A 14,130-nucleotide genomic window follows, 5' to 3' on the forward strand; every position below is an offset into this window, starting at 1 on the left:
GGAAGTTGTATGAGATTGAAGTGGGTTAGAGTAATAATAGGTGTTTTTATTATATCTGTGTTAACCGGTTGCAATTCGCTGCCGCCCACAAGGAGTTTAATTAAACCTCCAAAGTATTCACAAAATGAAAGTGAAAATAGTGATGATATAAAGTTAATTGCAAAAAACTTCTTGCCTGAAGGTACGAAGTTTTTATATCCTGTTCATCCGAACGGATCGGATGCTGTGCAGCTGGTAGATATTGAAGGGGATGGGCAATATGAAATTCTGATTACCTACAAAGGCTATGAACTAAGCAGTGCTTCCGGTGCTATTATATTGAAGAAGGAGAATAACGAATGGCGGGAGTTTTGGCATGATAGAAACTCGTTAAATGTTTTAGGCCTTGATTGGGCCAAGTTTATTGATATAGATGACGACAACGCGGTTGAACTTTTATTGGGATGGAATTTGGGATTTGAGGTTGGATGTATCTTAAACATAATTTCTTTTAAGGACGATGTACCAAAAAAAGTGAGCAGTATACAGTATAATGAAATGGATATAGTTAATCTTTCAGGTGCAGACAATGAGAAAAAACCTGAAATTGCTTTAACAATAAAAGAGGCTGACCAAAGGGACATTTTTGTACCGCCGTTAATCTTAAGATGGGTGGATGACGGGCTTGTGCCTGCAGATGATGTTTATTACATATATTATAGAGACAGTATCGACAATCTTAAACAGAGCATTGGAATGTATGAAAGGAATTTTATTGACTGGTATAATTTGGCTGAAATGCTGATACGGGCAAAAAGACCGCTTGAGGCGATTGATGCTGTTGATAAGGCTTTGAAAATTATTCCCGGGCCTTATGAAAGATATCGTGTCAAATTGGGGATTTATAAGGCCGAAGCATTGATATATCAGTGGAAGTATTTTGAAGCTAAATATATATTGGATAGCATCATTTTAAGGGATCTTAACAATGAAGTGAAATGTACCGAGGACGAGATGGCCGCAGTATACCTGAATCTTGGCAGGGTGTATATGGGACTTAAAGATTATAAAAATGCTAGAAAAATGTTTGTAGAATCTAACGAAGAATTAAAAAAGAAATATAAAGAGGGAACAGAACTTTTTATACTGAATTCTTACGCCTTAAAAAAGGAAATGGCTGAATTGGAAGCAGCGGAAGGCTTAAAAGAATAGAATAGACTTTGCGGTTACGAAAAGGTGAAAAATAAATGAGCATTGATAAACTCAAAGAGAGATACAATATAAAACTTGACATTCAGCAAATGCAAGCTGTTAATCATTTGTATGGTCCTGCGCTGGTTTTGGCAGGCCCGGGAAGCGGTAAAACGACTGTAATTACAGCAAGAATTGCGTACCTTGTTTTGGAGTGCGGAGTAAAGCCGGAGAATATACTGACATTAACTTTCAATAAGGCAGCACGGGCGGAAATGGAGTACAGATTTAAAAAAATTTATGGACAAGATATTTTAGCAAAGGTTTCTTTTTCAACTTTACATAGCTTTTGCAAGAGAATTTTACATGATTATGAGAAAAAGAAAGGCAAGCGGCTGAAGCTGATTGAGGGTGAAGAAAATACCGAGGAAAATAAAAGGAAGATAATAGGGGATATTTATTACAATATAAATAACTCTAAGATAAATGATGATGAACTGGATAACTTGGTTAATGAAATCGGATTTGTAAAAAACAAGATGATAAAAGATGTTGGAGTTTTTCAGTCGGGCTTTAAAAATTTTTCTCTAATTTATAAGGCCTATGAGGAGTATAAAAAGCTTAATCTTCTCATTGATTTTGACGATATGCTTACCTATGCCTACAGCATTCTTATAAGATGTCCCGACATACTGAGTAAATATAGAAGTCAATATTCCTTTATACAGGTGGATGAGGGACAGGACCTTTCGAAAATACAGTTTGAAATATTGAAACTAATTGTCGATCCTCAAAAAAACAATATTTTTATTGTTGCCGATGATGACCAGTCCATTTATGGATTCAGAGGAGCCGAGCCTAAATATATTTTCCAAATAAAAGAGCATTTTAAGGGATGCAGAATATTTTATCTTGAGAACAATTACCGCTCAACAAAGAACATTGTCGATATAAGCAGCAAATTTATCCGGGAAAATAGCTGTAGATTTGATAAGGCTCATACTACAAATAACGATAAGAAGCATGATCCTTTTATAGTTCAGGTTATGGATGAGAATGAGCAAATAAAATATATTATGGAAAAGCTTAAAAAGCATACTAGAGAAGGACGCAGTACGGCGATACTGTACCGAAACAATTTGTCCTCTATTGTGATTGCAGATAAATTGAATCGAGAGGGAATTCCTTTCAGGATAAAGCAAAACAGGCTTACCTTTTTCAATCATTGGGTTGTACAAGATGTAGTCGCTTTTTTAAAGTTTGGAATGGATCCGAAGGACGTTGAATCCTTCTCCAGAATTTATTATAAAATGAACCGTTATATATCTAAGGTAATGCTGGAATATGCTATGAATTCAAGTAATGAAAAGAATGTCATTGACAGAATTTTAGAGATGGATGAATTAAGAGATTTTCAGAGAAACAGACTGGTGGAACTCAAAAAAGAGTTTGTTTTCCTGACCCAAATTGCACCCATTCGGGCATTGTTTTATATAAAGAGGAATTTTAATTATTTTGATTATATAAAGGAATATTGTGAAAACACAGGATTATCTTTTGAATATTTGTGTAAATTATTCGGTATTTTAGAATCGATTGCTCAGGAGTGCAGGAATATACAGGATTTTTTAGAACGTTTGGAAGACTTGAAATTAATGTTTGAAGAAAAAAAGGGTTATATAAACGATAGAGATTCTGTAACCCTTACTACAATACACTCTTCTAAGGGATTGGAATACGACGTTGTATTTATAGTTGACCTTAAAGAAAGCGAAATTCCGGGAACAAATGTTGTTGAATCGGCAAGAAAGAATAATGATTATTCGGTTTTGGAAGAGGAACGAAGATTGTTTTATGTAGGTATGACCAGGGCAAAGGATTATGTTTATCTTTTATACCCGGGGCCGGAGACTTCAAAGTCTACTTTTGTAAAAGAAGTGGAAATGATTATCCGTAATAATGCTATCGATGAAGTGGGAGAGGGAATGATAATAAAACATAAGCACTTCGGGGTTGGCGTAATTGTCGCTATCCTTGAGAATAAAGCCCAACAGACTCTTTTGGAGATTGATTTTAATGGAATAAGAAGAAAATTGGATTTGGGTGTATGCCTGGACAATGGACTTATAGAATTTTAAAAAATGGCCTGTGATGAAATTAAATACTTGAAAATAAAAAGATAAAAGGCAGAATAAAAAAATAATTATATTAATGTTAGCCAACTGCCTTTTATAATTAAATTTTTGGTATATTTAGCAGGATTTTGAAGTGACTTGCTATTTCGACTATCTTATGCTTCTATCATTTTTATCTACAAAATTTTAAAAGGGAAACGATAATTTTATAAAAGTTACTACCGAATTAAACTGAAACATAAATCAACTAAGGCTGTCAGTCGGGATATATATCTATAATGAAATTTATCGAAAGGATTAATGAAAATATGATAAATTTGACACAATCAACAACTGTATTATAAGGGCAATTGCCAAAACAATACAAGTAAGGACACTACTCTTTTTCATTTTAACATCCCCTTTAAGTTTTTCGCTTTTTAGACATATTAAATACTACCAAAATTTCACAATACCGTCAATAGTTAAGATAAATAATTAAAATTTTTTTAATTGTTAACCAACCTTATAAAGAAACTAATTAATAATTTCGGAATATCATTGAGAAAATCCGGTTATCCTATAAATGAAAGTGTTGTATTGAGTTATTCTAATAGTTTTACATGAGAAATAAAATATTCCGATTAATTATATAGTTTTCCATGCAATGATTAATATAAACAAGGTATAAAAGTAAAAATACCTTGGAGAAAGTTTTACTGTGTTTTTGTTAGATATGATTATATGAGGAATATATATTAAATTATTTTTTCATGACAACTAATTATTGCCTAAATAGTTTAATGTAATAATGCTTGCAAGTTAAAATATGAAATGATATCATTATTGTATGAAATGTTTCATGATATGTTGCACAAACCGATTGAAGTATTTACACCTATCCTGCACTAATTCCCACCGGCTATTGCGATATACATGGAGTACACTATGTATTACACAACTGCTACTCGATGAAACTATTAATAGAAAGGAGTACTGATAATGAACCCGGAAGCTATTAACTACAACATCGAACCAATACTTCCGAAACGGATGGATTATCGAATCGGTATCATTGGTGCCGGCGCAATTGTAAGAAACTGCCACTTAAAAGCTTATAGGGATGTGGGATTTAATCCCTATGCTATTACATCCTTGCATGGAGTTACTGCCAGGCAAGCGGCAGAACAATATCAGATACCGCATGTGTACGATACATGGCAGGACCTGATTAAAGATACTGATGTTGAAATATTGGATATTGCGCTGCCGCCGGATCTGCAAGTCCATGTGGTAAGAGAAGCTGTAAAACACAAACATATCAAAGGTATACTTTGTCAAAAGCCTTTAGCCATGAATTTGGATGAGGCAAAAGAAATAGTGAAGCTTTGCAAGGATGCCGGTATCAAATTGGGTGTTAATGCAAACATGAGATACGACCAATCAATTCGAGCGTTGAAGACTATCATGGATGCAGGGTATCTTGGAGATCTAGTTCTTGCTACCATTGAGATGAGAGCAATACCTCATTGGCAGGCCTTCCTTGAAAAATATGATCATATCGAGATTTTGAATATGGGTATCCACCATATCGATACTTTCAGATATTTACTTGGCAATCCGGAAAAAATTACAGCATTGACAAGAAAAGACCCCAGGACAAAATTCCCTCACATTGATGGCATAAGCCAGTATACTTTCCAATATGAAAACGGTGTTATGGCTACAAGCCTGGATGATGTGTGGGCTTGGCAGGGTGAAGGAACAGAAAAGGACTTTTATATAAAATGGAGAGTTGAGGGTCTCGACGGTATGGCTCAAGGATATATAGGCTGGTGTTATGATGAAAAAACGCCTAGTACACTGGAGTTTACCAGCAAGAAATTCCCCAATCAATGGATCCGTCCGAAATGGGAAACCGCATGGTTTCCGGATGCCTTCAGAGGCACTATGGCTCAGCTTTTAAGGGCAGTGGAGGAAGATACAACTCCGGAAATCAGTGGCGAAGATTATTTGTATACAATGGCAGCTGTAGAAGCATGCTATAAGTCAATTGAAGAAGGAAGAACCGTAAGATTGTCGGAAATAGATGTTTCTTTATAGTTCGAAATCATAAAATTTTTTATAATACAAGGAGGTAAAGTTATGTTATCAGTGGGTATTTTTTCCGGATATTATCCCTATACATTGGAGGAAACAATTAAAAGGATAAAGAAAGACGGATTTACTTGCGTACAGTTGGATATGGATTTTAAAGATATAGATTTAAAAACATCAGAAGCTATTACTGCTGAAAAAGCCCATAGGGTGAGAGATGCTTTCAGAGATGCAAATATCAGCATCGTCAGTATCTCAGCTTATACCAACTTGGTTCATCCCAATAGGGAACAGAGAGAAAAGAATATAAACTATGTAAAAACTCTGTTAAAATATGCAAGGGATTTTGGAACACCATATGTTATCAGTGAAACCGGAACATATAATACAGAAAGCGACTGGCTTTATCATGAGAAAAACTCAACAGAAGAAGCTTACCAGGAAATAAAGGCAGTTATTGAAGACCTTGCAAAGTTTGCCTATGATCATGGCGCTGTTTTCCTTGTAGAAAACTATGTGAACAACATTATAGGGTCTGTTGATCAGGTTGCAAGGTTGTTCCATGATGTGGATCATCCGGGTTTGGGATTGCTTTTGGACCCAACCAACTACTTTACTGATAAGAATATCGATAATGTAGATGAAGAATTGCACAGAATTTTCAACGTTCTGGAAGACAAAATTAAAATTGCTCATGCTAAGGACTGCAGAAGAGCTCAAAATGTTCAGGAAAAGCATGCCGATATTGATGCTGCATCACACAATACATTCCGCGGTGCAGGGGCAATAGAATTGCCAGCAGCGGGAATGGGTGTTCTGAACTATGATTTATATTTGAAACTGTTGTCAAGGAAACATCCGAACATACCGATTATTATAGAGCATATAGACAGCGAGGAAGAAATTCCTAATATCAAAAAGTTCTTGGACAGTAAGCTGAAAAGCGTTGGAGTGTAAATTGATGGATGGTAAGTTATTCAATACCTTTCATGAAATTTACATTGAATAAGTTTCATTTGAAGCTGTTTGAGTTTCCGAAATTCTGAGAAAAGGTTTCTTCTTTGCCGTTTATGATGCTAATAATCTGGCAAGGGAGGAGCCTTTTCTTTATTTTTGTTATAATGTATGATAATGTTGTAAAAGAGTCGAATCGGTTCGATTTTACCGCTTCGTAAAATTTTTTGTTGCTTGGCTGAGCTTTTGTTTTGTTATTGTATGTATCATTTTGGGAGGGATAGGAATATGGTAACTATTAAAGATGTTGCTTCCCTAGCAGGAGTTTCTGTAGGTACAGTCTCTAATGTGTTGAATGGAAAGACAAACAATCAGGAACTGATAGAAAAAGTTGAAAGGGCAATGAGAGAATTGGATTATCGCCCTTATGCAAGCGCCAGAAGTTTGAAAAACACAAAGAATAATATAATAGGAATAATAATGCCTAATCTGGTTCGCCCGGATTTTGTAAGTCTCTTGTCAAATATCGAAAAGGAAGCAAGTAACCACGGTTATCATATTCTTTTTAAAGTATGTCAGAACAATCGCATTTTAGAGAGAAAGTACATTGACCAGTTTATGATGCAAAGGGTTGACGGAATTATTGTTATTAACAGTAGTTCACAGAATGACCCCGATTCGGTACTTTATAAGAATTTTCTGCCGGCTCTTTTCCTTGACTTGAATAAAGGAGAAAGGCTTTTAAGCAATGTGATATCCATTGACTACAGCGAAGCTTTTGAAGAAGCTTTGAAAGATTGTGCAGACAGAGGAATAAAACAGATAGGAATCATCATGGAAAGAGGATTAGTGCCGAAAGAAACGGTATATGAAATATATGAGAAGTTTTACAAAGATACTGAAAAGATTGAATTTGTCGATTATTCTCAAGAGAGAGGTTTCGAAGCGGCATATAAACTATTGCATAACAATTGCGAATTGGAGTTGCTGGTCACGAGCAACTGTCTTTTGGCAAAGGGAGCAAAGAGGGCTGCAGAGGTGCTGAACCGCAGTGAAATCGAACATATCACTTTTAAAGAGGAAAACTGGATTGAGGACCAATCGGAATATATAGGAGTTATAGGAATATCCTATGAAAAGATTGCCAGCCACGTTATAAGGCAGATGATCAGTTCCATAGAGCAACCCAAATTATGTGAGCCTAAGCAAACTGTTATCAAAGCAAATTATCACAGAGTGAAACATTTTACGGAAAATCTAAAGGGTAGAAAGACTGATTTGGCGGAAATTTCTCTATATCTTGTGGAATCTCCCGCGGCTCATGCACTTCAAAGGCTTTCAAAAGTATATGAAAATAAAACCGGTGTTATTGTATCATGCGATATAATGAAGTATGATGATTTGTATAAAAAGCTTCATCAGATGCTTGAGGATTCAGACGGGTCTGTTGACGGATTTATGATGGATGTTCATTGGACCTCCAGCTTTATTGAAACCAATGGTCTGGAAGATTTAAAGCCTTATTTTAGGAAGCAGGATAACTATTTTTCAGGTTTTATGAAAGAATTGCTTCCCAATTATGGTGTTAGTGACTGGCATATTTATGGAATTCCCTTTATGTCCGGTACCCAGTTATTGTTTTATCAGAGGGATTTATTCGAAGAACCGTCTTTAAAATCTTTGTTTAAAAGGAAATACGGTCTGGAACTGGCAACGCCTACCACTTGGCCTGAGCTTAATTTGACGGCAGAGTTTTTCACCCGGTCCATCAACAGCAAATCGCCGGTAAGATATGGGTTGGCTAATGTTCAGGGAGCCAATATCTATACGACTATAAGTTTCCTGAACCGCCTTTGGGCGTATGGGGGAAATGTCTTTCAGGATGACAGTGTTGTCATCAACTCCAATAATGCCCTGGCTGCATTGAAAAGTTTCAAGAAAAGCTTCCAGTATACTTCTCCGGAACAAATAAGCACTACTTGGGATCAATTGGTGGATAATTTCAAATCGGGGCATTACGCCATGGTTATTTTGTATGATTCGTATGCAATAGGTATCAGTGATTATACCACTTCAAAAGTTGCCGGAAACATTGGCGCCAGCATTTTGCCCGGCGGAACTTCAGTATTGGGCGGATGGGGACTGGGTGTTAATAAGTACAGCTGCAGGAAGGAAGAAACCGTTCGATTTATCGAATGGATCTGCAGCAATTACTGTGCTGTGCCCTATTCTCTTTTAGGAGGCATTACACTTCATTCAAAATTTTATAAAAGGAATGATTTGAAGCATATTTATCCGTGGATTGCATTACTGCCAGAAAGCTATCGCCTGGCACGTAAGAGGGAAATTCCCGATAAATATTTGAAAAACAATTTATATATACAGATTTATGACCATATTATTTGCGAGGAAATCCAAAATGTATTGGAGGATAAAAAGAGCGAAGAGCAGGCATTAGCGGATATGGAGGCACGTATTAACGGACTGCTGATATAATATAGTGTAGATTCGGATTTAAAAAATTTGTATTTATAAAGGGATATAAAGATGCATATTCGAAGATATTCATCAAAGGATATATCTGAAATTGTTGAATTGTTTTATAATACAGTTCATACTGTTAACTTAAAGGATTACTCTTTGGAAGAAGTTGAAGCATGGGCGCCGAAAGATATTGATAAAGACGCATGGAACCGTAGATTATCGGAAAACTTTACTATTGTAGCAGAGCAGGATGGTATTATCGTAGGTTTTGCATCATTAGCCTGTAATGGATATTATGATATGCTTTATATCCATAAGGACTATCAAAGGCAGGGAATTGCCGCTGCATTGACCGATATTATTGAAAAGGAAGCCGTGCCATGCGGTATTAATGAGCTGACAGCGGATGTATCCATTACTGCTAAACCTTTTTTTGAAAAGAAGGGTTATGAGGTTCTCAAAAAGCAAAGTGTCGAGCGGAAGGGAGTATTATTAACCAATTACAGGATGAGGAAAACTACTGTTTTCTATTAAACTTATCTTTTTTATTTCTTGCATTATTTAGATTTGAATTATTTGCAAATAAACAGCTCTAGGAAAATTAGTTATAATAAGTTCAAATAAAGCCAAAATTATAGTAAAATTATTTTTAAATTTAAAAAAATTCTAAATACAAAGACAGGAATAAGAACAAAGCGAGAGGGTATGTTTGATGGAAAAACTTACACTTCAAAAATTGGAATCGACTTTATGGAAAGCTGCTGATATCTTAAGAGGCAATTTGAGTGCAGCAGAATATAAAGATTATATATTTGGCCTACTGTTCTTAAAAAGAATGAATGACCAGTTTGAAAGTGAAAGCCAATTGAAAAGAAATGAATTTTTGACACAGGGTATGGATGAAAAGGAAGTTGAGGGACTTCTAATAGAGCCAACCTTATATGAAAACTTTTTTGTTCCTGATAGTGCTAGATGGGATAAATTGAAGAACTTGAACTTAAATATTGGACCTGAGCTGGATAAGGCTTTTAAAGCGATTGAAGACCACCCAAAGAATTCGGAATTGATCGGAGTGTTAACTACAGCAAATTATAATGATAAAGAGCGTGTTCCTGACAAAAAACTGTCACAGCTATTGATTTTATTCGATTCAATAAATCTTTCCGATGAAAATCTTGAAAACAGCGATGTGCTTGGAGACGCCTACCAATATCTGATTAAGAAGTTTGCTGACGAAGGCGGAAAAAAAGGTGGGGAATTCTATACCCCTTCTGAAGTAGTTAAAGTATTGGTTAATATATTAAAGCCTCAGGAAGGTGACAGGATATACGACCCGACGGTAGGAAGCGGGGGTATGCTAATTCAGTCATTAGCTTATATAAAAGAACATGGCGGGAACTGGAAAAATGTTTCACTATTTGGACAGGAAATAAATTTATCAACATGGGCAATTTGTAAAATGAACATGCTTCTTCATAATGCCAAAGGTGCTGATATCCAAAAAGGTGATACTATAAGAGAGCCGATGCACCTTGAAGGCGGTATGATGAAAACTTTTGACAAAGTGCTTGCAAATCCGCCTTTCTCTTTGGATAATTGGGGTTACGATGAAGCACAGGCCGATCCATATCATAGATTTCCTTACGGTGTACCGCCAAAATCTTACGGCGATTTGGCATTTGTATGTCACATGATTGCAAGTCTTAACAATAAAGGTAAGATGGGAACTGTAGTACCGCATGGGGTACTGTTTAGAGGCGGGGCAGAAGCTAATATTCGTAAAGGTTTTCTAAAAGATGACCTTGTGGAAGCTGTAATCGGACTTCCCAGCAATTTATTTTACGGAACAGGTATTCCTGCGGCATTGCTTATCATAAACAAAAATAAGCCACAGGAAAGAAAGGGCAAAGTGCTGTTTATTGATGCCAGTCAGGGATTTGTTAAAGATGGTAATAAGAATAAACTGCGGGATGAGGATATAGAGAAAATTGTGAAGACCTATGATGATTATGAAGATGTGGAGAAGTATGCAAAAGTTGTTGATTTAAAGACTATTGAGGAAAATGATTATAACCTGAACATTAGCAGGTATGTGGATACAACAGAAGAAGAGGAAGAAGTAGATATTGAGGTGGTTTTGCAGGAGATAAGGGAATTGAAGATGAATATAGCAGATACCGAGGAAAAGTTGAATGAGTATTTACAAGAATTAGGGTTTGAAATTATTTAAGTTTAAAAATAATAATTATAAACAAAAAATTGCGTTTTTATGTAATATATTGTTGAATAATTGCCGGTGGCTGTCTTCATCAATTGATAATTTATGGTACAATATTTATATAAATTGTATTTATTGTACCATTTGATTTTATTTTTGAGGGGGAAGCCTTAGTGGACAAATATGATTATATAGATAATATTGTATCTTTTATAAAGGGAGTAACCGGTATAAATTATCAGCTTCAAATTGGGACCATACTTAAATACTATTATAGTTATCTTGGTAAAGTTTATGAGATGCCTGACTTTTACGGCGGCGATCGGAAAAATGATGGTTGGGTAAAAGAAGATAAAATTTTTTATCAAATTTTTGCTCCTACGAGACTAAAAGATTCGCTTAAAAAAGAGATAGAGAATAAATTTAAAGAGGATTTGGAAGGCCTTTTAAAGATTATATATGAAGAAAAAAAGTGGAAGGGCGAGATAAAAAAATACATATTTATTGTAAATACCTTTGACATTAATTTACCCCCTGACGATGAAGATTTTTTTGAGAATACGGTAGTACAGTTAAAGAAGAAGTATAATATAGATTTTGATTATCGTGTATGCAATTCGGAATATATAAGAGAAATATTGGAAGAGATTAGTGATATTAAGGTCCTTGAAAAGATCTCGGCAACATTAAGAATAAGACATCTTATTGATAAAAACGCTATTACTGAAACAATGATTATTGACCTTATTGAAGAAATCTCGGGAAATTTGAACGAATTGGTATTAATAGATAACTTTCAAAGTACATATGAAAGGGTATCGTCTTCGAAAAAAATTAAAATAAATAATCTTAATGAGAAGAGAGAACGAATAGAAGATATCATTTCAAAACTGGATGTTGTGGAAAAAGCTGTAAACACAATAAATCAGGATGTATTATGTGAAGACAAATTTGAAAGAGTAAAACAGTTTATTGTTAATAAATATAGTGAGTTAGCATCAAATCTAAATGGGGTAGAATTATATGATAGATTGATTGAAGAAACACTGTCATACACTCGTAATAAAAATTTTGTTCGGATACCGATGGAATTTTTGATTGTTTATATTTTTGACAAGTGCGATATTTTTGAAAAAGAGTAGGTGGATTTATGATATTGCCAAATAAATATATTACTTTGTCGGAAAGTTATTTTGGCTTAAGTGCTTTAATTTTGGAGGTACTGAAAGATAAATCAGTTACTGTTGATAAACTATGGAATAGTTTTGTGAAAAAATATATATTGACCGGAAAATTAAAAAATCCTCCTACCTATCAAAAGTTCATTTATGTTCTGGAATACATGTACATGTGTGATATGATTTCTTATAATGAGGGGGGGGAGATTTTTAATGAAAATATTAAATTTAAAGATAAGAGACAGAGATGATAATATTGTTCGTGATATAGATTTTTGCGAGGAAGGAATAAGTTTTATCTATGGAGATATACAGGCACCTGAAAATAAGCGTGCTACAATAAATAGTTTGGGAAAAACATTATTAATTAAGTTTATTGATTATATTTACGGAGCAAATGAGGATACGAGCATTGTAAAAGAAGTACTTAACGGTTATACATTAGATGCGATCGTTAAGTATAATAATAAAAATTACCGTGTTATAAGGGTTTTGGGAAACAGTGAAGAAATATTTGTCAATAATGACCCGCCTAAGACCTTAGGAGAGTATAAAGATTTTTTTAATATTAAGAGATCCAGGGTAAGCAAGCAAATACTTGTAAGTAGGAAATTGAGTGAAATTGGCCATAGAAAGCATCCTAATAAAGATGATGTTGTTGATTTTATTTATTTTTTGGGATTGGAAAATTTGGTTGAGAGTATTGAAAAAATTTATGAATTCCAGGATTCGATAAAAGTACATAAACAGAGTAAACAAGAATTACTTAAATTTTATGATGACAATATAGATGTAAAGGAAATCGATGAGGAAATATATTTTATTGATAAAGAGGTAGAGAGACTGACTGGGGAGTTGGAAGATATCTCTGCCAAGATTAAAAAAATTGAGATAGCTGATATACAGACAAATATAGTTGAAGAGTTCGCTGAGAAAAATAAGCTTTTAAAATCGTTAAGCGGTGAACTGGAAAGATTAAGGATTGAAAGGGAAAGAATTGAGGAGTTTTTGGAGAATTCCAATAAAATAGATGTAACCAGCGAGCACATACTGAAAATATATGAAAAGGCTAAGATGGAAGTGCCTGAATTGGTTAAGAAAAAGGTTGCGGATGTTGAATTGTTCCACCAGAAGGTCTATGAAGAAAGAAAAGAATTTCTTGGGAATAAAATAAAGGAAATAAATAAGAGAATGTCAGAATTAAAAAAGGAAATAAATGATTTATCAACAGATATTAATAAATTGGGTGAGATTATATCACTAAATGAAGTTTATGAAGAGTCAATAGCCTTATATGAAAAATACAGTAAAGAATTGCAGGAATTAAAGTATAAAGAGGGTAAGTTATCTCAAATAAAAGCTTTAGACGAAAGAATAGCTGAAGAGGATTTGAAACTGACGGCAGAATTTGAAAATGCCGGAAAAATAATAAAGGAATATAACGAAAGAATAAGTGAATTCCGTGATTTTGTATATGATATAACGAAATCAATCTATGATGAGGATGTAAATTCGTATTTTGATATAAAAATCATTAAAAAACATCAGAAGACCAGACCGGTTTCTATTGAATTAACTTTAAGGGGAGATACCGGGGAAGGTGTAAATGAAGTAAGAAAAAATATAATAGATTATTTAATCCTAAAGTTTAGTGATGTTTCTGATATATTAGTTCAGGATTCGGCTTGCTTTAATGGAATTGACCCAAGACAAGTTGCCGGTATGATATTAGTAGCAGCCAAAATAGCCAGGGAAAAGAAAAAGCAAGTGATTATAGCAATAAATAAATATCAGTTGGGAGATTATAAAGATATTATAGATATGGTAGTTGAAAACAGAGCGATTATATTATCCGAGAATGATAAGTTGTTAAAATTTGATTTTTAGTATGAGTGTTGATATGACTATTGGTTAT

10 protein-coding genes are annotated in these 14,130 nt (G+C 34.4%); all 10 read left to right on the forward strand.

Annotation, left to right across the window (positions count from 1 at the left end; translation table 11 throughout):
• Nucleotides 1–9 precede the first annotated feature (9 nt).
• The 10 genes from CLOCL_RS02290 to CLOCL_RS02335 all read left to right on the forward strand — a co-directional run bounded on the left by CLOCL_RS02290 (nt 10) and on the right by CLOCL_RS02335 (nt 14,102).
• Entirely contained in the window at nt 10–1,191 is a 1,182-nt protein-coding gene (locus tag CLOCL_RS02290) for a tetratricopeptide repeat protein (protein WP_014253827.1), read from the forward strand.
• Nucleotides 1,192–1,226: 35 nt separating this feature from the next.
• A complete protein-coding gene (locus CLOCL_RS02295; RefSeq protein ID WP_014253828.1) occupies nt 1,227–3,308 on the forward strand; it encodes an ATP-dependent helicase in 2,082 nt (693 codons plus the stop codon).
• A gap of 978 nt (nt 3,309–4,286) precedes the next feature.
• Nucleotides 4,287–5,387 carry a Gfo/Idh/MocA family protein gene (locus tag CLOCL_RS02300; protein WP_014253829.1) on the forward strand — a complete coding sequence of 367 codons (1,101 nt, stop codon included), beginning with the start codon at nt 4,287–4,289 and terminating at the stop codon, nt 5,385–5,387.
• 42 nt (nt 5,388–5,429) lie between these two features.
• Nucleotides 5,430–6,338, forward strand: a complete 909-nt coding sequence (locus tag CLOCL_RS02305) for a sugar phosphate isomerase/epimerase family protein (protein WP_014253830.1) — start codon at nt 5,430–5,432, stop codon at nt 6,336–6,338.
• Between the two features lie 285 nt (nt 6,339–6,623).
• Nucleotides 6,624–8,831 carry an extracellular solute-binding protein gene (locus CLOCL_RS02310; RefSeq protein ID WP_014253831.1) on the forward strand — a complete coding sequence of 736 codons (2,208 nt, stop codon included), beginning with the start codon at nt 6,624–6,626 and terminating at the stop codon, nt 8,829–8,831.
• A 51-nt stretch (nt 8,832–8,882) separates the two neighbouring features.
• Nucleotides 8,883–9,353: a GNAT family N-acetyltransferase gene (locus tag CLOCL_RS02315; RefSeq protein WP_014253832.1), complete on the forward strand. Its 471-nt coding sequence runs from the start codon at nt 8,883–8,885 to the stop codon at nt 9,351–9,353.
• 178 nt (nt 9,354–9,531) lie between these two features.
• Nucleotides 9,532–11,049 (forward strand): type I restriction-modification system subunit M, encoded by a 1,518-nt coding sequence (locus CLOCL_RS02320; protein ID WP_014253833.1) that lies wholly within the window; start codon nt 9,532–9,534, stop codon nt 11,047–11,049.
• A gap of 161 nt (nt 11,050–11,210) precedes the next feature.
• Nucleotides 11,211–12,179: a hypothetical protein gene (locus CLOCL_RS02325; RefSeq protein ID WP_014253834.1), complete on the forward strand. Its 969-nt coding sequence runs from the start codon at nt 11,211–11,213 to the stop codon at nt 12,177–12,179.
• An 8-nt stretch (nt 12,180–12,187) separates the two neighbouring features.
• Nucleotides 12,188–12,466: an ABC-three component system middle component 6 gene (locus CLOCL_RS02330; protein ID WP_014253835.1), complete on the forward strand. Its 279-nt coding sequence runs from the start codon at nt 12,188–12,190 to the stop codon at nt 12,464–12,466.
• A complete protein-coding gene (locus CLOCL_RS02335; protein WP_014253836.1) occupies nt 12,429–14,102 on the forward strand; it encodes a DUF2326 domain-containing protein in 1,674 nt (557 codons plus the stop codon). Before CLOCL_RS02330 ends, CLOCL_RS02335 begins: the two co-directional genes overlap by 38 nt.
• Nucleotides 14,103–14,130 lie beyond the last annotated feature (28 nt).

It is taken from the genome of Acetivibrio clariflavus DSM 19732 (assembly GCF_000237085.1).
Classification (GTDB): Bacteria; Bacillota; Clostridia; order Acetivibrionales; family Acetivibrionaceae; genus Acetivibrio; species Acetivibrio clariflavus.

Excerpts from the sequence above, each read along its gene's own strand:
- CLOCL_RS02335 (WP_014253836.1), top strand. The coding sequence starts at position 12,429 with ATGAAAATATTAAATTTAAAGATAAGAGACAGAGATGATAATATTGTT.
- CLOCL_RS02320 (WP_014253833.1), top strand. The coding sequence starts at position 9,532 with ATGGAAAAACTTACACTTCAAAAATTGGAATCGACTTTATGGAAAGCT.
- CLOCL_RS02310 (WP_014253831.1), top strand. The coding sequence starts at position 6,624 with ATGGTAACTATTAAAGATGTTGCTTCCCTAGCAGGAGTTTCTGTAGGT.
- CLOCL_RS02315 (WP_014253832.1), top strand. The coding sequence starts at position 8,883 with ATGCATATTCGAAGATATTCATCAAAGGATATATCTGAAATTGTTGAA.
- CLOCL_RS02295 (WP_014253828.1), top strand. The coding sequence starts at position 1,227 with ATGAGCATTGATAAACTCAAAGAGAGATACAATATAAAACTTGACATT.
- CLOCL_RS02300 (WP_014253829.1), top strand. The coding sequence starts at position 4,287 with ATGAACCCGGAAGCTATTAACTACAACATCGAACCAATACTTCCGAAA.
- CLOCL_RS02305 (WP_014253830.1), top strand. The coding sequence starts at position 5,430 with ATGTTATCAGTGGGTATTTTTTCCGGATATTATCCCTATACATTGGAG.
- CLOCL_RS02290 (WP_014253827.1), top strand. The coding sequence starts at position 10 with ATGAGATTGAAGTGGGTTAGAGTAATAATAGGTGTTTTTATTATATCT.
- CLOCL_RS02330 (WP_014253835.1), top strand. The coding sequence starts at position 12,188 with ATGATATTGCCAAATAAATATATTACTTTGTCGGAAAGTTATTTTGGC.